This window comes from Pseudoalteromonas sp. BSi20429, from assembly GCF_000238895.1.
GTDB classification, from domain to species: domain Bacteria; phylum Pseudomonadota; class Gammaproteobacteria; order Enterobacterales; family Alteromonadaceae; genus Pseudoalteromonas; species Pseudoalteromonas arctica.
In genome coordinates this window covers 20,874-38,715 of record NZ_BADV01000008.1, presented here as the reverse complement: position 1 = coordinate 38,715, position 17,842 = coordinate 20,874, and the positions used below count along the sequence as shown (strand labels likewise).

Annotated in this window: 21 protein-coding genes and 1 tRNA gene; 15 read left to right on the top strand and 7 right to left on the bottom strand. The window is 38.1% G+C overall.

Features of this window, described 5'->3' with window-relative positions; genetic code table 11:
* Window positions 1–10: 10 nt before the first annotated feature.
* Window positions 11–101 (bottom strand) — tRNA-Ser (locus P20429_RS17805).
* A 251-nt stretch (window positions 102–352) separates the two neighbouring features.
* Here P20429_RS17805 and P20429_RS17810 point away from each other — a divergent pair.
* From P20429_RS17810 to P20429_RS17840, 7 genes are read left to right on the top strand one after another with little or no spacing between them, the layout of a single operon-like run.
* Complete coding sequence (locus tag P20429_RS17810; protein ID WP_007580214.1) at window positions 353–1,018, top strand: Bax inhibitor-1/YccA family protein; 666 nt, start codon at window positions 353–355, stop codon at window positions 1,016–1,018.
* 55 nt (window positions 1,019–1,073) lie between these two features.
* Window positions 1,074–1,427, top strand: coding sequence for a sulfurtransferase complex subunit TusD (gene tusD, locus P20429_RS17815; protein WP_007580212.1), 354 nt, complete (start codon window positions 1,074–1,076; stop codon window positions 1,425–1,427).
* Window positions 1,424–1,780, top strand: a complete 357-nt coding sequence (gene tusC / locus P20429_RS17820) for a sulfurtransferase complex subunit TusC (RefSeq protein ID WP_007580210.1) — start codon at window positions 1,424–1,426, stop codon at window positions 1,778–1,780. The genes tusD and tusC overlap by 4 nt, the downstream gene beginning before the upstream one ends.
* Entirely contained in the window at window positions 1,777–2,043 is a 267-nt protein-coding gene (locus P20429_RS17825; protein ID WP_007580209.1) for a DsrH/TusB family sulfur metabolism protein, read from the top strand. Before tusC ends, P20429_RS17825 begins: the two co-directional genes overlap by 4 nt.
* Window positions 2,044–2,046: 3 nt before the next feature.
* Window positions 2,047–2,376: a TusE/DsrC/DsvC family sulfur relay protein gene (locus P20429_RS17830; RefSeq protein WP_007580207.1), complete on the top strand. Its 330-nt coding sequence runs from the start codon at window positions 2,047–2,049 to the stop codon at window positions 2,374–2,376.
* On the top strand, window positions 2,376–3,062 hold the full coding sequence (locus tag P20429_RS17835; RefSeq protein WP_007580204.1) for a pseudouridine synthase: 687 nt from the start codon (window positions 2,376–2,378) through the stop codon (window positions 3,060–3,062). Before P20429_RS17830 ends, P20429_RS17835 begins: the two co-directional genes overlap by 1 nt.
* Window positions 3,055–3,492, top strand: a complete 438-nt coding sequence (locus P20429_RS17840; RefSeq protein WP_007580203.1) for an NUDIX domain-containing protein — start codon at window positions 3,055–3,057, stop codon at window positions 3,490–3,492. The genes P20429_RS17835 and P20429_RS17840 overlap by 8 nt, the downstream gene beginning before the upstream one ends.
* A gap of 45 nt (window positions 3,493–3,537) precedes the next feature.
* Here P20429_RS17840 and P20429_RS17845 read toward each other — a convergent pair whose 3' ends face one another.
* Entirely contained in the window at window positions 3,538–4,809 is a 1,272-nt protein-coding gene (locus P20429_RS17845; RefSeq protein WP_007580202.1) for a diguanylate cyclase, read from the bottom strand.
* Between the two features lie 360 nt (window positions 4,810–5,169).
* Here P20429_RS17845 and mnmA point away from each other — a divergent pair, with 360 nt between their 5' ends.
* The 5 genes from mnmA (at window position 5,170) to P20429_RS17870 (ending at window position 10,133) form a co-directional block, all read left to right on the top strand.
* The gene (gene mnmA / locus P20429_RS17850) at window positions 5,170–6,270 is read left to right on the top strand and encodes a tRNA 2-thiouridine(34) synthase MnmA (RefSeq protein WP_007580201.1); all 1,101 of its coding nucleotides are present in this window, start codon (window positions 5,170–5,172) and stop codon (window positions 6,268–6,270) included.
* On the top strand, window positions 6,270–6,872 hold the full coding sequence (hflD, locus tag P20429_RS17855; protein WP_024589171.1) for a high frequency lysogenization protein HflD: 603 nt from the start codon (window positions 6,270–6,272) through the stop codon (window positions 6,870–6,872). Before mnmA ends, hflD begins: the two co-directional genes overlap by 1 nt.
* Before the next feature lie 31 nt (window positions 6,873–6,903).
* On the top strand, window positions 6,904–8,274 hold the full coding sequence (gene purB / locus P20429_RS17860; protein WP_007580199.1) for an adenylosuccinate lyase: 1,371 nt from the start codon (window positions 6,904–6,906) through the stop codon (window positions 8,272–8,274).
* A gap of 88 nt (window positions 8,275–8,362) precedes the next feature.
* Window positions 8,363–9,520, top strand: a complete 1,158-nt coding sequence (locus tag P20429_RS17865) for a cupin domain-containing protein (RefSeq protein ID WP_007580196.1) — start codon at window positions 8,363–8,365, stop codon at window positions 9,518–9,520.
* A gap of 154 nt (window positions 9,521–9,674) precedes the next feature.
* Window positions 9,675–10,133 (top strand): GNAT family N-acetyltransferase, encoded by a 459-nt coding sequence (locus P20429_RS17870; protein ID WP_007580194.1) that lies wholly within the window; start codon window positions 9,675–9,677, stop codon window positions 10,131–10,133.
* Window positions 10,134–10,195: 62 nt separating this feature from the next.
* Here P20429_RS17870 and P20429_RS17875 read toward each other — a convergent pair whose 3' ends face one another.
* From P20429_RS17875 to P20429_RS17885, 3 genes are all read right to left on the bottom strand, one after another.
* On the bottom strand, window positions 10,196–10,642 hold the full coding sequence (locus P20429_RS17875; RefSeq protein ID WP_007580192.1) for a DUF4826 family protein: 447 nt from the start codon (window positions 10,640–10,642) through the stop codon (window positions 10,196–10,198).
* 117 nt (window positions 10,643–10,759) lie between these two features.
* A complete protein-coding gene (locus tag P20429_RS17880; protein ID WP_007580191.1) occupies window positions 10,760–12,163 on the bottom strand; it encodes a M28 family peptidase in 1,404 nt (467 codons plus the stop codon).
* A gap of 174 nt (window positions 12,164–12,337) precedes the next feature.
* Window positions 12,338–12,751 carry a hypothetical protein gene (locus P20429_RS17885; protein ID WP_007580190.1) on the bottom strand — a complete coding sequence of 138 codons (414 nt, stop codon included), beginning with the start codon at window positions 12,749–12,751 and terminating at the stop codon, window positions 12,338–12,340.
* A 149-nt stretch (window positions 12,752–12,900) separates the two neighbouring features.
* Here P20429_RS17885 and P20429_RS17890 point away from each other — a divergent pair, with 149 nt between their 5' ends.
* On the top strand, window positions 12,901–13,698 hold the full coding sequence (locus P20429_RS17890) for a hypothetical protein (RefSeq protein WP_007580189.1): 798 nt from the start codon (window positions 12,901–12,903) through the stop codon (window positions 13,696–13,698).
* 6 nt (window positions 13,699–13,704) lie between these two features.
* Here the strand turns inward: P20429_RS17890 and P20429_RS17895 are convergent, their stop codons facing one another.
* Window positions 13,705–14,109, bottom strand: coding sequence for a GFA family protein (locus P20429_RS17895; protein WP_007580188.1), 405 nt, complete (start codon window positions 14,107–14,109; stop codon window positions 13,705–13,707).
* Between the two features lie 248 nt (window positions 14,110–14,357).
* On the opposite strand from P20429_RS17895, the gene P20429_RS17900 reads away from it, so the two are divergent.
* The gene (locus P20429_RS17900) at window positions 14,358–15,194 is read left to right on the top strand and encodes a hypothetical protein (RefSeq protein WP_007580187.1); all 837 of its coding nucleotides are present in this window, start codon (window positions 14,358–14,360) and stop codon (window positions 15,192–15,194) included.
* 150 nt (window positions 15,195–15,344) lie between these two features.
* The gene (locus tag P20429_RS17905; RefSeq protein WP_007580185.1) at window positions 15,345–17,192 is read left to right on the top strand and encodes an ABC transporter ATP-binding protein; all 1,848 of its coding nucleotides are present in this window, start codon (window positions 15,345–15,347) and stop codon (window positions 17,190–17,192) included.
* A 131-nt stretch (window positions 17,193–17,323) separates the two neighbouring features.
* On the opposite strand, the gene P20429_RS17910 is transcribed toward P20429_RS17905, so the two are convergent.
* The gene (locus tag P20429_RS17910; RefSeq protein WP_002963227.1) at window positions 17,324–17,743 is read right to left on the bottom strand and encodes an MAPEG family protein; all 420 of its coding nucleotides are present in this window, start codon (window positions 17,741–17,743) and stop codon (window positions 17,324–17,326) included.
* Window positions 17,744–17,842 lie beyond the last annotated feature (99 nt).

Genomic DNA, 17,842 nt, shown 5'->3' with positions numbered 1-17,842 from the left:
ATTAAATAAGTGGTGGAGAGATAGGGATTTGAACCCTAGATGGGCTATAAACCCATGCCGGTTTTCAAGACCGGTGCATTCGACCACTCTGCCATCTCTCCGCACGGCCTGCATAATAGGGAAAACCATCCCTTTTGTGAAGCTTTTTTTTTAATTAATTGTTTAAGTGCTTAAAAAACAATTAATTTGTCTAAAGTTAGAACAAAGTGTTTTTAATTTAGCCGTCAATACTCTTTTATTTAAATATTTAACTCTATTGATCTACAAAGGTTTGCCCAAACATATAAGAGTTGGTAATCTAATTTTAGTTAAATTATCGAAACACACACGTTTCACTTAAAGGAGCTCTACAATGGCGTTTAATCAATCGTACAATACCGCGAAACCGGTAATGTCTACCATTGAAACAAACAAGGTACTTAAAAACACCTACTTTTTACTAGCTATGACACTTGCATTCAGTGCTGTTACAGCCGGTATTTCAATGGCACTACAATTACCTTACTTTATGGGAATTGTGTTTACACTTGTTTCGTTCGGTTTATTATTTGTTGTAAATAAAAAAGCAGATACAGCATCTGGTGTATTTTGGGTGTTTGCTTTCACAGGTTTAATGGGGGCAGGCTTAGGTCCATTGCTTAACCATTATGCTGCAATGCCTAATGGCCCAATGCTTATTATGCAAGCGTTAGGTTCTACGGCGCTTATCTTTTTTGGTTTATCTGCTTATGCACTGAACACTAAAAAAGACTTCTCATTCATGGGTGGCTTTTTAACGGTTGGCTTAATCGTTGTGATTGTAGCTAGCATTGTTAATATTTTTGTTGGCAGTTCACTTATGTTTATGGTGCTTAATGCGGCAGTTGTATTGATCATGTCTGGCTTGATTTTATTCGATACAAGCCGAATCATTAACGGCGGCGAAACCAACTACATTCGCGCAACAGTGTCTTTATACCTAAGCGTATATAACTTATTTACGTCTTTACTTGCTCTACTTGGCGCAAGTGATGACTAATTAAATAGTTCTGTTAAAATAGCCCCTTAATTGGGGCTTTTTTATTGGAATTGTTTTGTCACGTTTTGTTCTTTCATTACATACACCACCATCCGATCACGATACAACGCAACGCATTGTTAAGTTTGCGAATGCATGTTTAGCCCAAGGGCACACCATTGATGCTATTTTTTTATACCAGCAAGGTATTTATCATGCATCCACCCACTTTGATTTATCCTCAGACGAACTTCAAATTTCAGCACTTTGGCAGCAACTCGCCGATCAAAAACTAAATTTAATGCTGTGTGTTACCGCCGCTGAAAAACGCGGGTTAGATATTAAAAACACAGGTGTATTTGCAGTCGCAGGGTTAGCTGAATTTGCAATGCTTGCAAGCGACGCTGATAAATGGGTGCAATTTAAATGATAAACGTATTAGTAATGAGTCAGTGCAGTCCATTTGACGATTTAAATATTCGTGATGCACTTGATATGACATTGATATTTGCTGCCGTTGACCAAAATGTAAGTTGGTTGTTTAGCGGCCCTGCCGTTTTGGCTTTAAAAAAACATCAACAACCAAACAATATTGGCTTAAAAGATTTTTTTAAAAATATTAAAACACTCGAAATCTATGATGTTGAAAACATCTACGTGTGTGAAAAGTCATTGCTTGATTATGGTTTAAATAAACATGATTTACTCATAGAGGCAAAAGCTCTTAACTTTAGCCAACAACAAACATTAATTAAAGCGCAGCAACATGTGGTGAATTTATGAGTACATTACATATTTTTTCTAAGCCGCTTAACTATTATTCGGCAAATCAGCTAGAGAACTTAATTTTATCAGACGATAACGTGCTACTTGTTGGTGATGCCTGCTTTGCAAAAAAACAATTTAGGCAATTTGCAGATACACTGTTAATACTTGAACAAGACGCGCAAGTACGTGCAATAAAATTAACAGATAACGATAAAGCCATTAGCTATGAAGACTTTGTAGCACTCACTTTATCAACTAATCAATCAATTACGTGGTAACTCATGCTTGAATTTAACAACCAACAGATTGAAACTGACAAACAAGGCTACTTGCTTGACCATACTTTGTGGTCAAAGGAGCTTGCACCTGTAATTGCTATCCAAGAAAACATTACCCTTAGCGTTCAACACTGGGAAGTAATTAACTTTGTTCGTGATTTTTATATTGAATATAACACCAGTCCAGCAATTCGGATGCTTGTAAAAGCAATGGCTAAAGCACTCGGTGAAGACAAAGGAAACAGCCTTTATTTATATAAATTATTCCCTAAAGGCCCTGCTAAGCAAGCAACAAAAATCGCCGGATTACCAAAACCAGCTAGGTGCATATAATGAGATCTAAATCAGGCAATAATCAAGTAACTGAATCCAAGCCAAAAAGAAGTACAGGCCGTACTTATTCACGCAGTGCACTTAACAAAACGCCATCTGGTAAAAGAGAAATAAAGCCGCAAATAGCATCTAAAGACAGAAAAATTGTGTTATTCAACAAGCCGTTTGACGTGCTATGCCAATTTACGGATGACGCAGACAGAAAAACTCTCGCTGAATTTATACCTATTAAAGAAGTTTACGCAGCAGGAAGATTAGACAGAGACAGTGAAGGTTTATTACTTTTAACAAACTGTGGAAAATTGCAAAACACCCTAACGGCACCTGATAAAAAGACGAATAAAACCTACTGGGCACAAGTTGAGGGTGAACCAACGAGTGAATCAATTAATGATTTATGCAATGGCGTAGAACTTAAAGACGGGCTTACACTCCCCGCTAACGTTAAAATAATTGATGAACCTACAATTTGGACGCGTAATCCGCCTGTACGCGAGCGAAAAGCAATCCCTACCACTTGGCTAAGTATTACAATTAATGAAGGTAAAAACAGACAGGTTCGTCGAATGACCGCGCATATTGGCCACCCTACACTTCGCCTTATTCGCTACAGTATTGGCAACTATACGTTAGATGATATTAATTGTGGTGAATACAAAGTAATTAAGGGTGTAGTTGATGCATAAACCGCATGTAACAGTTGCGGCAATAGTAAAAAAGCAAAATGAGTTTTTACTTGTAAAAGAGCGCGATAAATTTACACAGCAGGTTTGTTACAATCAACCTGCGGGTCATTTAGAGCAAAATGAGACACTTGCACAAGCTGCAAGCAGAGAACTACTTGAAGAAACAGGCTTAGCGCTTGAGCCAGTCGGCTTTTTAGGTGTGTATAATTTGCATGCCGAAAATGGAGTGCACTATTTACGATTCTGCTTTTTATTTGAAGCGCCTGATAATATAAAAGCGCCAACGCCAATAGATACCGACATTATCAGCGCTAACTGGTATACATTAGAGCAAACAAAATCACTACCGCTTAGAAGTCCTTTAGTATTGAAGTGTATTAACGACAGCCTGAATCGACCAGTATTAAGCCTAGAAACTATTTATAATTAGCTATATTGGGGAGTAGCTTAAATAAAATAATTAACTCTATTTTATTTACTCGGAGCTTAGCGCTATACAGTTACGCCCTTGTTTTTTAGCATAATATAGGGCGTTATCAGCGGCTTTTACAAAGCTGATTTCATCACTATTTGTATAGTCACTGATGGTATTAATACCCATACTTATAGATAAAAATCCGGTAAAGCTATCCTGGTGCGCAATAGCTAAGTTTTCTACGGCTTTTTGTATTTGCTCAGCTATAAACAACGCCCCTTGCCTATCGGTTTGAGGTAATAAAACAACAAACTCCTCTCCCCCATAGCGAGCAACAAAATCTTCTGGGCGACTAACCGTTGAAGCAATTGTTTGAGCCACATCATATAAACACGTATCGCCCGCTACATGCCCATACCGGTCATTAAATTGTTTAAAATGGTCAATATCGATAATAATCATCGATAGCATGCCTTCGCATTCTTTTGCTCGTTCGTACTCATGCGTTAGTTTTTCATCAAACCGACGCCTATTTGCAATCTTGGTTAATGCATCCAAAAAGGCCATATCCCTAAGTATATCCTCTGCTTCTAAACGCTCTGTAGCATCATTAAAAACAGCTAAAAACTCTTCGCCTATATCAATCCCTGAAATTTCCATCATCACTTGTGAACCATCACGACATGAAACTCGATAGTTATTTGCGGGTATATCGTTATTATTATTCAGCGCCTTTTCAAGTGAGTCTTGCCACAGATCTTTTACAAGTGCTCTATATTGCGGATCTGGATACGCTTTTTCCCACCACGATTTAAGATTAGGTACATCCTCTACTGTATAACCAAAAACATCTACAAAGCGTTGATTAACTTTTAAAATATCACCCGTTTTGGCACACACATTACATACCGGCATTGGCAAAACGGTAAATAATCTAGCGTAATGACTTATCTCATGTTTGCGCATAGGGTTGAGCGTACTTTGAGGTAAGTAACTCATTGGCATATCACTTTTTTCAATACTAAGCTTTTCGTCCATTTCTAAAGCAAAATACCATTCAAGCCACCAGTGCTCTACATGCTCAAGCACCTTTAGCTCAATGTTCTTTTTAGCAGTTGAGCCCTTAATTAAACTAAATAACTCATGTACATGGTTTGGTTCTTGGAAAATGTGAGGTTTTTTGAGTTTTATTAACTCATAAAAAAGGTGATAGGCTGACTTTTTAAACTCTGTCGTTTTACTGGAGAGTAATTCACTATCCACAAAATCAGATTCGTTTGTGTAGTGTTCAACTAAAGAATTTATCTTGTTTATTTGATAGGCGTAATTCATATATTCATTCCATTGACTATATATCAAGCGACTTAAAGTGGTTTACATTCATATACTCACCACTATTTTTATTTTATTAAGTGTATATTTACTCTAGTAGTTTTAAAAGAAAATACTATTAATAAAACTCAATAACTACATAAATTATTCTATAATCTTAATTCATTAGTAAAGATCACTTTAATATTACTAAAGTTACAGCCTGATAACCCGCTTAAGTCTAGTTTGCTATTTGTTATATAAATAAAATACTGACTAATTCCCCTCTTTGAGCCCTTAGTCTCTTTAAGCACAAACAAAATACATGCTATAATCGCGGCCTTTCCAAGTTAACAGCAATCTGTATAAGCGAAATTATTCATGAGCGAAAATAGTCACATTAAAGTCATTGTTGGCATGTCCGGCGGTGTTGATTCTTCTGTATCTGCATATTTATTACAACAACAGGGCTACCAAGTAGAAGGCCTGTTTATGAAGAACTGGGAAGAAGACGACAATGATGAATACTGTGCTGCTGCTGATGACTTAAAAGATGCACAAGCAGTGTGTGATAAGTTAGGTATTGAGCTTCACACTGTTAACTTTGCAGCAGAATACTGGGACAACGTATTTGAGTACTTTTTAGCTGAGTACAAAGCAGGTCGTACACCTAACCCAGATATAATGTGTAACAAAGAAATTAAATTTAAAGCCTTTTTAGAATTTGCTGCTCAAGCACTCGGTGCTGACTTTATTGCAACGGGTCACTATGTTCGCCGTGAGCTTCGCGATGACAAATACGTAATGTGTCGCGGACTTGATAACAATAAAGATCAAAGCTACTTCTTATATACTCTAAGCCATGAACATATTGGCCAAACGTTATTCCCTGTAGGCGATATCGAAAAACCAGAAGTACGCCGCATAGCAGAAGAACAAGACCTAATCACTCACGATAAAAAAGACAGTACCGGTATCTGCTTTATTGGTGAGCGTAAATTTAAAGACTTTTTACAAAAGTTCTTACCAGCACAACCTGGCGTTATCGAAGACACTGACGGTAATAACGTAGGTGAGCACGAAGGCTTAATGTACCACACACTTGGACAACGCAAAGGCTTGTTAATTGGTGGTATGAAAGAAGGTTCTGGTGAGCCTTGGTACGTAGTAGATAAAGACCTTGAGCGAAATGTACTTATTGTGGGCCAAGGTAAAGATCACCCTCGCCTATACAGCAACGGTCTTAACGCAAACCAACTTCACTGGGTAGACCGTATTGGCCCTAAAGGCACAACTCGCTGCACAGTAAAAACGCGTTACCGCCAAGAAGACTTAAGCTGTACTTTACTTGTAGGTGAAGACGGCATGGCCCGCGTATTGTTCGACGAGCCACAAAAAGCAGTGACGCCTGGTCAATCTGCCGTATTTTACGCAGAAGATATCTGTTTAGGTGGCGGTATTATTGATTCGGTGATTAAGTAATGAATGAACACCAAGTCATGGCGCTTGCCGCCATGTGCCAGGCTGCTAAACAAGTTCAAAAAATTGCCCAGTACGGCAACAATAACGAACATGATTTAGAAATCTTACTTTCAAGTATTATTCAAACATCTCCGGCATCGCCAGAAGATGTTTACCAAGGTACTGACAACTTACGTGATGGTTACAAAACATTAATGGCGCAGCTAACCGCAGGCGCTCAAAAAGATGTTGAAATTGTAAAGTACGTAGGTGGTTTAATGCAGCTTGAGCGAGCACTAAGTGCAAACGACAAAAGCTTAAACGAATTAGGTAAACGAATTGATGATATTCATCGTCGTTTAGACCACTTTGCTATTACCGATGAGAGCGTTGTTGCCGGTTTAGCAGATATATACTCGTCGGTGCTGAGCCCCCTTGGGCACCGAATACAGGTTTATGGTAAACCCGAGTTATTAAAACAGCAGCTCACTCAAAATAAAATCCGTGCGTTATTACTCGCCGGCATTAGAAGTGCAGTATTATGGCGACAAATGGGCGGTAAACGCCGTCACTTTTTCTTTGCAAAAAGAAAAATACTCGCCATTGCTAAAACAAAAATTTAACTATCGTTCAAACTAAAATTTAGGAGTTATTATGGAGCTTTCAGCGTTAACGGCTATCTCTCCAGTGGATGGTCGCTACGGCAGCAAAACCACTGAACTACGCAGTATTTTCAGCGAATTTGGCTTAATCAAATACCGCGTAATTGTTGAAGTGCGTTGGTTGCAAGCGTTAGCTGCAGCAAGCGATATTAAAGAAGTACCTGCATTTAGCGAAGAAGCTAATGCACTTCTAAACGCCATTGTAGATAACTTCAGTGAAGCTGATGCACAACGCGTTAAAGATATAGAACGCACTACAAATCACGATGTTAAAGCGGTTGAATACCTACTAAAAGAAAAAGTAGCCGATAACAGTGAGCTTCATGCAATAAACGAATTTATTCACTTTGCTTGTACTTCAGAAGATATTAACAATCTATCTCATGGTTTAATGCTAAGCGAAGCGCGTAAAAATGTTTTACTTCCTTATTGCGATGAACTTTTAAGCGCAATTAAAGCTAAAGCAATTGAATACAAAACAATCCCAATGATGACTCGTACGCACGGACAACCTGCTACACCATCAACTATGGGTAAAGAGTTTGCTAACGTATATATGCGCTTAAAGCGTCAACGCGAGCAAATTGCACAAGTAGAGATGCTAGGTAAAGTTAATGGTGCTGTTGGTAACTACAACGCTCACCTTAGCGCATACCCAGATTACGACTGGCATACACATGCAGATAAATTTGTATCAAGTTTAGGCTTAACACTAAACCCATTTACTACACAAATTGAACCGCATGACTATATTGCAGAATTATTTGACGCAATTGCACGTTTTAACACTATATTGTTAGATTTCGACCGTGACATGTGGGGTTACATTGCCCTTAATCACTTTAAGCAAAAAACAATTGCTGGCGAAATTGGCTCATCAACAATGCCACATAAAGTTAACCCAATTGATTTTGAAAACTCAGAAGGTAACTTAGGCTTAGCAAATGCTATTTTTGCTCATCTTGCACAAAAATTACCCGTTTCTCGCTGGCAGCGTGATCTTACTGATTCAACCGTATTACGTAACCTAGGTGTAGGTATGGGTTATGCAATTATTGCATACCAATCAACGCTTAAAGGTGTAAGTAAGCTTGAAGTAAACGAGCAACGTTTAGCTGACGAGCTTGATCAAAACTGGGAATTACTAGCCGAGCCGATTCAAACGGTTATGCGTAAATATGGCATTGAAAAACCATACGAAAAACTTAAAGATTTAACACGCGGTAAACGTGTAAACAAAGAAATAATGGCGGACTTCATCGATGGTTTAGACCTTCCAGAGCACGCTAAAGTAGAAATGAAAAAACTAACACCTGCTAATTACATTGGTCGTGCTGTTGAGTTTATTGATGATTTAGTTTAAAAACTAAATTGCTCTTTTAAAAAGCGAAAGGATCATCCTTTCGCTTTTTTTGTTTTAACCCCATTGCACTAACCAGTAGGCATAATGTATGTATCAATTAAAAATAAATAATTTGTCTGAGCAAGAGTTTTTAAGCCATTTTTGGCAAAAAAAGCCGCTTTTAATCAAACAAGGTTTTGCTAATTTTCAAGACCCGCTTGATGCTAATGAACTTGCCGGCCTAGCAATGGAAGAAAGCATAGAGTCACGTATTATCACCAATCATAAAAATGATTGGCAAACGCACCAAGGTCCATTTGAAGACTTTGAGCAGTTAACCGACGATCACTCCACTTTACTCGTGCAAGCAGTTGATCACTGGCATAGCGATGCTGCACAACTGCTAGAACCTTTTAGGTTTATTCCCAACTGGCGCATAGATGATTTAATGATCAGCTATTCAACGCCTAATGGTGGTGTTGGTCCACATTTAGACCAATACGACGTATTTATTATTCAAGGCGAAGGTAAACGTCATTGGCGTGTAGGCTTACCCGACCCAACACTTAAGCAGTTTGCTCAAAACAAAAAATTACTGCAAGTTGAACCTTTTGAAGCCGTAATTGATTGCATATTAGAACCAGGCGATATTTTGTATATTCCACCTGGGTGCCCTCACGAAGGTTACGCTGTAGAAAACGCACTAAATTATTCAGTTGGTTTTAGAGCGCCAAATCAACAAGATTTATTGTCGAGCTTTGCCGATCATATTATTGATACCGAAAGCGGACAAAAACGTTATACCGATCACAACATCACACTAAGAAAATCAAAAGGTGAACTTACAAACCTTGAAGTTGATAAAGTTAAAACACTGATGGCGGCACTTTTAGAAAATGACGATTTATTTAAACAATGGTTAGGCTCAACGCTTAGTCAGCCCAAACATGAAATGGATTTAGCACCAGTAGAACCTCCATTTACACCTGAGCAAATAAGCGATGATTTAAGTGATGAAGAAACTGTGTTTGAGCGTTTAGGTGGCACGCGTGCTATTTATCAGCAACTCGATACCGAAGTGTTATTAAGTGTAAACGGTGAAAATTACGCTATGCCATTAACTGACTTAGCGGCGGTAAAACTACTTACCGATAATACTGAATTTGAAAGTTCAGCATTAAATTTAACAAATCCAAGTTTAGTTTTTACTCAAACTTTTACTACACTTGTTAATGAGGGGCTTTGGTTTAATATAGACCAAGAGTAATAATACCAATTTTATTAATAATGGTGAGCATTTTGCAGCGTAAAATATTATGTATACAGGTTAGTTAAAAATTTTAATTTTCACCTGATATTGGCTTAAATAATTTTGCTGTGATTGCTTACTCATTTTAATTGGCTATCAATAGGAGTTTGCAATGGGCTATCTGGTTGATAAGGTTGAATGGGATATAAAAAAAGATATGCTACAAAAAATTCGAGAGCGAGTTTTTGTTTACGAGTTACATATCCCCAAGCACATCGAATTTGATAGCCTAGATAAAATTGCATCACATGTACTTGTTACAGACGATGCAAACTGCCCTATTGCAACAGGTCGGCTGTGTACAGATGGCTTAATCGGCAGAATAGCTGTATTACCCGAGCACCGTAATCGCAAAGTATATAAATCGCTTCTCAACTTTATTGTTGAATTAGCGTCAAACCAAGGTATAGAAGAAGTTAGCATTAATTGTATTTTAAATGAGGTAGAGCGTTTTAAGCGAAATGGCTTTATTCAGCAAGGAAATGTTTTTATGGAGGCGGGAATTCCAAGGCAACGTATGCAATGCCCTGTTTCAGCGTTTAATACAACCCCCTTCACACTTGTCCATTAGATAAAGAAAAGGGCAATAAATAAGCTATCACCCTCTACATTGTTACTTAACCCAAACTGTAGTTACTTTGGTTCATTTGCCCACAGCGGTTCATTATCATACATTTCGTACAAGCCATGTGCTCTATTTATAAGTAAGTTAGCAAAATCTACCTGCGTTTTATCACGCGCGCCTGTACTCATAATTTGATCCGCTTTTAGTTGCCACTGCAAAGAAAAATAACGCATTGCATCGCGAGCATCTGTAGCTGCACTTACTTCAGCATGATCTGTAGGTAAGCGCCCTGTTACTACCCAATATGTTTTACCGTTTTGCGCTTTAAATTTCCACATTGCACAAAGTGGTGCTAAAAATCGGCTGTCTTTATCAACTACTGATTTTGGCATAATGCCCTTTTCGGCTAAATGTTTTTGCGCTGCTTGAAAACATTCGCGTTGCCACTGCATTCTTTGCTCATCAGTTATAACTTGCTCTTTTGCTGTTAACGGCTTTTTTTCTTGTTGTTGCATTTTTAATAACCTTTTACTTCTTTTTTAACACTCTAAGGGCTTAGTAAATAAGGTGCAAGTATAAAACGGTCATTTGCACCTTAAAGCGCTCTGTTTGCTGTGTTTTTAGCCAAACTATTATTTTATATTGTGATCAAACGAACCTACATCGCCCGGAAAAACTACTGGAGACTCAATACCGTCTTTACTAACAGAGGCTACACCAAAGTAATAATTATCAATCACTACGTTTTTAAGTGTGTACTGTGAAACCTTACCAACGTATTTACTAAACTGCCATTGCGGCTCGCTCGTGTAACGCCAATAAATTTTATAGCCAGCAATATTTTCATCACTGCTTTGTTGCCATGAAAACGACGTATCAGCTGTAACAGCGCCCTTTATTTTAACTTCTTTTGGCGGTGCGGGTGCCCACGCCATAGACGCCATCGTTACCGCATTAAGTGAAGTTAACTTAGCCGTATAATCAAAATCAACACCTTCAATGGTATCGCCATACTCAACACCATTTTCAGTGCGTAAATCTTGATGCTGACGATCGTAGTGCTCGTTAGTTTCCATAATACGCACCGCTGCAAAACCTGCATCATTAAATGGACGATGATGCCCACCACGGCCAAATCTATCTAATCGATATACAAGCATTGTATCTAAATTAGGAATGTATCTGTCAGCAATAGTATCTATGTAGCGAGCTAAATTACGACTCGCAGAATCGACTTCACCACCTGTAAAGCGCCGAGTATTAGCTTGCTCTTTTGTTTCTACAACACGGGTACCTTCTGAAAATATACGTGCAGTCGTGTTATTAGTTACCCCATTAATACCGGTAATATTGCCAATCATATCGTTGTTTAAAACGCCATGAACTTGCCAGTTATGCTTTTGTGCATAAGCCGTTAATATTTTACCGCCAAACAAACCTTGCTCTTCGCCCGAAAGCGCCGCGTAAACTACCGAACCATTAAATTTGTATTTACTTAAAACACGAGCTGCTTCTATTACTCCTGCCACGCCCGATGCATTATCGTTAGCACCCGGTGAATCACTCGTAAAGTCCATAACATCACTTACACGTGAATCTATATCACCCGACATCATCACCATGCGATTCGGCTCGCTCGACCCACGTTGAATAGCCACTATGTTAACCACTTCAACAGGATTAGGAATGCGTTTTTCGCCCGATATAGTGTCCTTTACTTCAATAATTTCCAGACAACCACCACACTGCACAGATATTTTTTCAAATTCTTTTTTTATCCAACGCCTAGCCGCACCAATACCTCGCGTATCCGATTTAGTTTCTGAAAGCGTATGGCGAGTACCAAAATCCACCAGCGTTTGAATGTCACTACCGATACGGGTAGCCGACACTTCACTTGCTATATCGTGTAACTTTTGTTGGTCGGTATATTGTAATTGCGTTTCACCATGTGCTGATAATGCAAGTGTGCAAGCGCCTGCAATTGCAGTAAATTTGAGTAACGTTGTTGTGACTTTCAAAGGTGTTTTTAGCATCTATTAGCTCCTAATTATTATAGTGTAACCATTACTTAACTAAGATTTTATGGCAATACATTTGAGGTAGATGTAGAAAGGAGCACGCTAAAGCGCATTTACAAGAGGTTACTAGGATAGTAAAAAGCCCACTACCTTTAATGGGTACTGGGCCAAAATTTATTATGCATACTTTTAATGAGTGGTTTTAATATCAAATTCTTTCAAAAAGGCCTCATGCCCTCCTAAGCTTGCAAGCACACCAGCAGAAAACATAAATATTAATACAAATGCTAAACAGCTCAAAAACTCCGAACTATTTTCAGGATTAATATAATAGTTAAGTAAAAAACCACTCAATACACCTATAAAAGCAATTTTGCTAAATAAAAAATAACTTGGGATCTCAAATGCCCAAACAGAGGTATTGTTTACAAACTGCCTATATCCATACGTCATAAAAGCCAACAGACCAATAATACCAATTGCAAAAGTAGTCACTGTGGTCAGTGCGCCCATGTTTTTATAAATAAGCACATACCCTAATCGTAAAGAATAGATAAATACTGCAAACCATGCCAAAACAGCAGGCCCTAAAATTAATCCCATTTTCAATCCTTGAATAACTTCTAACTAATTAATAGCTAATACAATATTATATTTAGAGGTTAAATTACAAACCTTGTTACACAATAATCTATTTAAAAATGTGTTTTTCGTGGCACACTGTAATTGTGTATACATTAATAGTTTAAGTTATGCGTCAGCTAAAAGAAGATACAATTAAAAGTAACCTTATTGAGTCGCAGCAAAGTGCATACGGCCCCGTATGCGTGTATCAAAATAAAGAATATTGTTGGTTAACGCTTGCACAAAAAACCAATGAAGACATTACAATTCAGGGCGTTATGAACCTTATACACCCTGAGCAAGTAATAGTACCTGTAAACCAGTGTATGATGTTATTTTTACTTAAACCGGTAGATACACTAAATATATTAAATTTAGGCTTGGGCACTGCAGGGTTTGAGCGAATTATGTATCACTTACAAAGTAATACGCCTTACATAAACACCATCAATACATTTAACACGGTAGAAATAAACCCAAGCATTGCCTTAATTGCTGCCCAGCACTTTAAGTTACCAATTAAGCACAGCACCTATTTACAATGCGCCGAGCAATATATTACCCAATGCTCTGATCACTTTAACGTAATCACTATCGATATTTTTAGTGGTGAATATCATCAGCCTTTTTTAACCAGCGATAGCTTTTGGCAAAATATAAATCGCTGCAGTGAGCAAAATACGCAAGTAATCATTAATTTAAACCCACAAACAGGCCAAGAGCTGCAAATGCTTTTAGTACTTTTAAGGCAACATTTTAAGTGCTTAGGGATAATAGAGTTTAACGAATACAAAAATATAGTAATCATACTAAGCCAGCAAACATTAATGCATATAAACGTTGATGAAATACAAAACTCACCTGTGTTTATAAATTTTGCGCCTAACCTTTATAAAAGTATTAACAGCATTTACCACATTGAATAAAACGCGTTACCGACCAGGTTCATGTTTTTCATAGCACGGTAAGCTTGTTTCTAACTTCTCCCAGTTAGCTTTAGACGTAACAAAATTATGCGATAAAACCTGCTCAGTAATATCGCTATCAAATATTCCTAAACGAATTCGTATTCTGCTTTTGTCATCATTATTGCTACTATAAACTGGCGAGCCACAACATTTACAAAAGTAACGAGTACGCCCTACTTTAAAACTATACTCGCTAAGTAGTGCCTGCCCTTTAGTTATTGTAAAGTCATCTGTATTTACAAAGCCATTGGTTGCAAATGCAGTCCCGCTGTTTTTTCTGCACAGTGAACAATGACAATGAATAATGCTAGTTATACTGCCCGACACTTCAACGCTTACCTCACCGCACAAACACGAACCCGTATACATATAACATCCTAACTATTAAATTATTTTAAACTCAGCTGAAATTTGCTGAGTTGATTTAATGGATAAGTTTACTGGTTAATTTTTTGAATGGAATAATAATTTTTGTATCTTCGCAGTTCCCACGCCATTACCTATTTTTTAATGATTGACATAAAAACATTAAATTGGTTACATAACCTTTACTTTAAAGTTATAGCCAAAACAATAATTGGTTAACCAAAAAAACCTAAACTTACTGAGAGCCAATTATGCATTTTAAACACATGTCACTTTTATGTTTGTTAAGCGCGTTAGCGTCGTGTTCAACCATTTCTAAAAACACGTCAAGCGATTGGCTACTTATTGATGACTTTGAAAATTCACTTAGCAAGTGGCAAAGTGTCGATACGCAAAATGAAACTAAGCCACAGGTTAAAAACCCACAAATAACAGTTATACAACCAGAACAAGCATCTGCATCAACAAATCATTATTTACTAAAAAAGCCTGCGGCTGAGGGCATTGTAGGAAATCGTAAAGCACTTTCTTATACAAAACTTCCACAAGCGGTTGAAGTTGGCGACACCTACACATTTTATATGCGTATAAACGTGGCTGCTTTTCCTAATAACCATGCTTTTGGATTAAGCAACCTTACGCCAGAGCTAATTAATAAACATGCGTACGATGCGTTTGAGCCTACACTTCGCGTAACCGATAAAACAGAATCAAACGGGCTTGTAAACGATGGCGCATTAATGGTTAAAACCGACAGCGGGTATAGCAACATTCAAAACTACACTACCAAACAATCGGCCAAGCCACTGCAAACAAATACCTGGTACGACGTATGGTATGTTGTTAATAACGCAGCAGCCTCAGAGCAAGGTCAGCAATATGATGTTTACGTAAAAGGGGGTGAATTTAGCAAGCAAACACTGGTGTATAAAAATGCACAATTTAGAATGAAGCGCGAACAACCTCTTATATATTTTTTAGCAAACTGTAATACAGGCCCAATTAAAAAGCCTTACGGAAATGGTGGCCTCAGATATGACGATTTATACATGAGCAAAGGTACAAACCTAAATAACCCAATGCTATAAAAGTAAGTGAAGTGTTTTTAGGTGCTCTTTTATACATAAGTTTATATTAATAACGCTCTAGCATATTCACAATTAATACCTTACAAACCTGCATTTAAAAATACTTAAATGGTATAATAGCCACCATTATTTGCCATTTAAGTTTTTAAAATGTATCGATTATTTGAAAAAATGACAAAAGCATTTCCTGAGGATCAACCTACTCAGCCGCCTTCGACTTTATTTGCTTTTTGCCGTCACTACACCAAAGGAATGGAACTGTCGTTGGTGCTAATGTCAATCAGCGCCGCCATGCTCGCTATTTTAGAGGTTTCTTTATTTAGCTATATGGGGCAGCTTGTTGATTGGTTAACGGCCTACACACCCGAAACCTTGTTTGTAGAGCAAAAATCAGAACTTATCAAAATGGCTGTCATGCTCTTACTGGTATTGCCCGTAGTCGTATTTTTTCATTCTGCTATTTTGCACCAAGCATTGCTGGGCAATTACCCTATGTCGATTCGCTGGTTAGCGCATCGTTATTTACTGCGCCAAAGTGTGAGCTTTTATCAAAATGAGTTTGCAGGAAGAATAGCCACCAAAGTATTGCAAACCTCTTTAGCCGTTCGCGAAACAGTGACCAAACTACTCGATGTATTAATGTACATAGTGGTTTATTTTGGCTCAATGGTATTTTTAGTTGCCGAAGCTGATTGGCGCTTAATGATCCCTTTACTGGTTTGGTTAGTTTTATACATTTGCGTACAGTTTTATTTTGTACCGCGCCTTAAAAAAATTGCCAGCTCACAAGCCGATGCGCGCTCAGAAATGACCGGTCGAATTGTTGATAGCTACACAAATATTTCTACTATTAAATTGTTTTCGTATACCCAGCGTGAAGAGCAATACGCAAAACAAAGCATGGATGTATTTTTACAGCCTGTGTACAAACAAATGCGCTTGGTAACCAGCCTAAACTTTGTTATTCAAAGCTTAAATTATTTATTAGTATTTTCAGTTACCGCTGTATCACTTTATTTATGGTCGCTTAGTGCAATTAGCGCAGGTGCCATTGCAGTTGCTGTTAGTTTAGCGCTTAGGTTAAACGGTATGGCGCAGTGGATCATGTGGGAAATAAACAGCTTGTTCGAAAACATTGGCACCGTAGCCGATGGCATGAAAACACTTTCAAACCCTATTGAAGTTGCCGATAAACAAAATGCCGATACGCTTAACGTAAGCCAAGGTGCCATTGAGTTTAACAATGTACACTTTAACTACGGAAAAGCTGCAAACGAGACTAATCGAAGCCCAGTAATGGACGGTTTAAACTTAAACATTAAGCCTGGCGAAAAAATTGGTTTAGTCGGCCGCTCTGGTGCAGGTAAATCAACACTTGTTAACTTGTTACTGCGTTTTTACGATACCGACTCAGGAACAATAAAAATTGATGGGCAAAACATCACTGACGTTAGCCAAGAAAGCCTACGCCGCTACATAGCGATGGTTACGCAAGACACTTCCCTGCTTCATCGCTCAGTAAAAGACAATATTTTGTACGGTCGCCCCGATGCAACACAAGACGAGATGATCAACGCCACCAAACAAGCTAAAGCACTTGAGTTTATAAATGACTTGGTAGATAGCAAAGGCAATAAAGGCTTTGATGCTCAAGTGGGCGAACGCGGTGTTACTCTTTCGGGCGGTCAGCGCCAACGTATTGCTATTGCACGTGTGCTACTTAAAAATGCACCCATACTTATACTCGACGAAGCCACCAGCGCACTCGACTCAGAAGTAGAAGCGGCAATTCAGGCAAGCCTTGATGATTTAATGACAGGCAAAACAGTAATCGCCATAGCGCATAGGCTCTCAACCATTGCACAAATGGATAGATTAATTGTACTTGATGACGGCGGCGTAGTTGAGCAAGGCACTCATGAAGAACTAATCGCTAAGGGCGGGATTTACGCCGCTCTATGGACACACCAAACAGGCGGGTTTATAGGCGTCGATTAGCCATTAATATTACCTTGCTGTAGACGTGGTTTATATTCTGCTGCTACCTAAACAAAAAAGCAAAGATGCCTTAGAGGCTCTTCGCTTTTTTGTTTAAAGTTATAAATAGAGCTTATAACTTTTTTTATAAATTAAGAGATTAGTCTTAACCCTATCATTATCAGCATAACCACATTAGCAAGCACACCAATTAAAAAGAAGTAACTACGTGGGCTTGGGTTTTTCTCCGTTGCTATAGCGTAGTACAGCGCCATGTGAATTAAACGCGCAATTAAGTACACCCAAATACACATTGCAAAAATCGGGCTTTGATAATTAATTACAAACGCAAATAACACCGTACCTATAAATAATGCGCTGTTTTCAAGCGTATTATGAAACGTACGATGCGCTCTAAATATAAAGCTATCGTGCGATAAATCCTCGTCAATTTTACCTGGTACAGCATTTGGCTCTTTAGCTTTGCTAAACGTAGCCACAGCCCACTGTACAAGCAACATAATTAAATAGAGGTAAAATGCCAAATAGGCCGAAAGTGCAACTTCAGTCATTACTAAATCCTTTATTTTGTTTTTTAACTTAGTTTAGAATGCAATTTTAAAGCCTAAGTTAATACACTGATATTTAAAGGGTTAATTTAATAAGCCTGA

Coding starts and splice junctions, on each gene's coding strand:
- P20429_RS17810 (WP_007580214.1), top strand. CDS start 353: ATGGCGTTTAATCAATCGTACAATACCGCGAAACCGGTAATGTCTACC.
- tusC (WP_007580210.1), top strand. CDS start 1,424: ATGATAAACGTATTAGTAATGAGTCAGTGCAGTCCATTTGACGATTTA.
- P20429_RS17825 (WP_007580209.1), top strand. CDS start 1,777: ATGAGTACATTACATATTTTTTCTAAGCCGCTTAACTATTATTCGGCA.
- P20429_RS17830 (WP_007580207.1), top strand. CDS start 2,047: ATGCTTGAATTTAACAACCAACAGATTGAAACTGACAAACAAGGCTAC.
- P20429_RS17835 (WP_007580204.1), top strand. CDS start 2,376: ATGAGATCTAAATCAGGCAATAATCAAGTAACTGAATCCAAGCCAAAA.
- P20429_RS17840 (WP_007580203.1), top strand. CDS start 3,055: ATGCATAAACCGCATGTAACAGTTGCGGCAATAGTAAAAAAGCAAAAT.
- P20429_RS17845 (WP_007580202.1), bottom strand. CDS start 4,809: ATGAATTACGCCTATCAAATAAACAAGATAAATTCTTTAGTTGAACAC.
- mnmA (WP_007580201.1), top strand. CDS start 5,170: ATGAGCGAAAATAGTCACATTAAAGTCATTGTTGGCATGTCCGGCGGT.
- hflD (WP_024589171.1), top strand. CDS start 6,270: ATGAATGAACACCAAGTCATGGCGCTTGCCGCCATGTGCCAGGCTGCT.
- purB (WP_007580199.1), top strand. CDS start 6,904: ATGGAGCTTTCAGCGTTAACGGCTATCTCTCCAGTGGATGGTCGCTAC.
- P20429_RS17865 (WP_007580196.1), top strand. CDS start 8,363: ATGTATCAATTAAAAATAAATAATTTGTCTGAGCAAGAGTTTTTAAGC.
- P20429_RS17870 (WP_007580194.1), top strand. CDS start 9,675: ATGGGCTATCTGGTTGATAAGGTTGAATGGGATATAAAAAAAGATATG.
- P20429_RS17875 (WP_007580192.1), bottom strand. CDS start 10,642: ATGCAACAACAAGAAAAAAAGCCGTTAACAGCAAAAGAGCAAGTTATA.
- P20429_RS17880 (WP_007580191.1), bottom strand. CDS start 12,163: ATGCTAAAAACACCTTTGAAAGTCACAACAACGTTACTCAAATTTACT.
- P20429_RS17885 (WP_007580190.1), bottom strand. CDS start 12,751: ATGGGATTAATTTTAGGGCCTGCTGTTTTGGCATGGTTTGCAGTATTT.
- P20429_RS17890 (WP_007580189.1), top strand. CDS start 12,901: ATGCGTCAGCTAAAAGAAGATACAATTAAAAGTAACCTTATTGAGTCG.
- P20429_RS17895 (WP_007580188.1), bottom strand. CDS start 14,109: ATGTATACGGGTTCGTGTTTGTGCGGTGAGGTAAGCGTTGAAGTGTCG.
- P20429_RS17900 (WP_007580187.1), top strand. CDS start 14,358: ATGCATTTTAAACACATGTCACTTTTATGTTTGTTAAGCGCGTTAGCG.
- P20429_RS17905 (WP_007580185.1), top strand. CDS start 15,345: ATGTATCGATTATTTGAAAAAATGACAAAAGCATTTCCTGAGGATCAA.
- P20429_RS17910 (WP_002963227.1), bottom strand. CDS start 17,743: ATGACTGAAGTTGCACTTTCGGCCTATTTGGCATTTTACCTCTATTTA.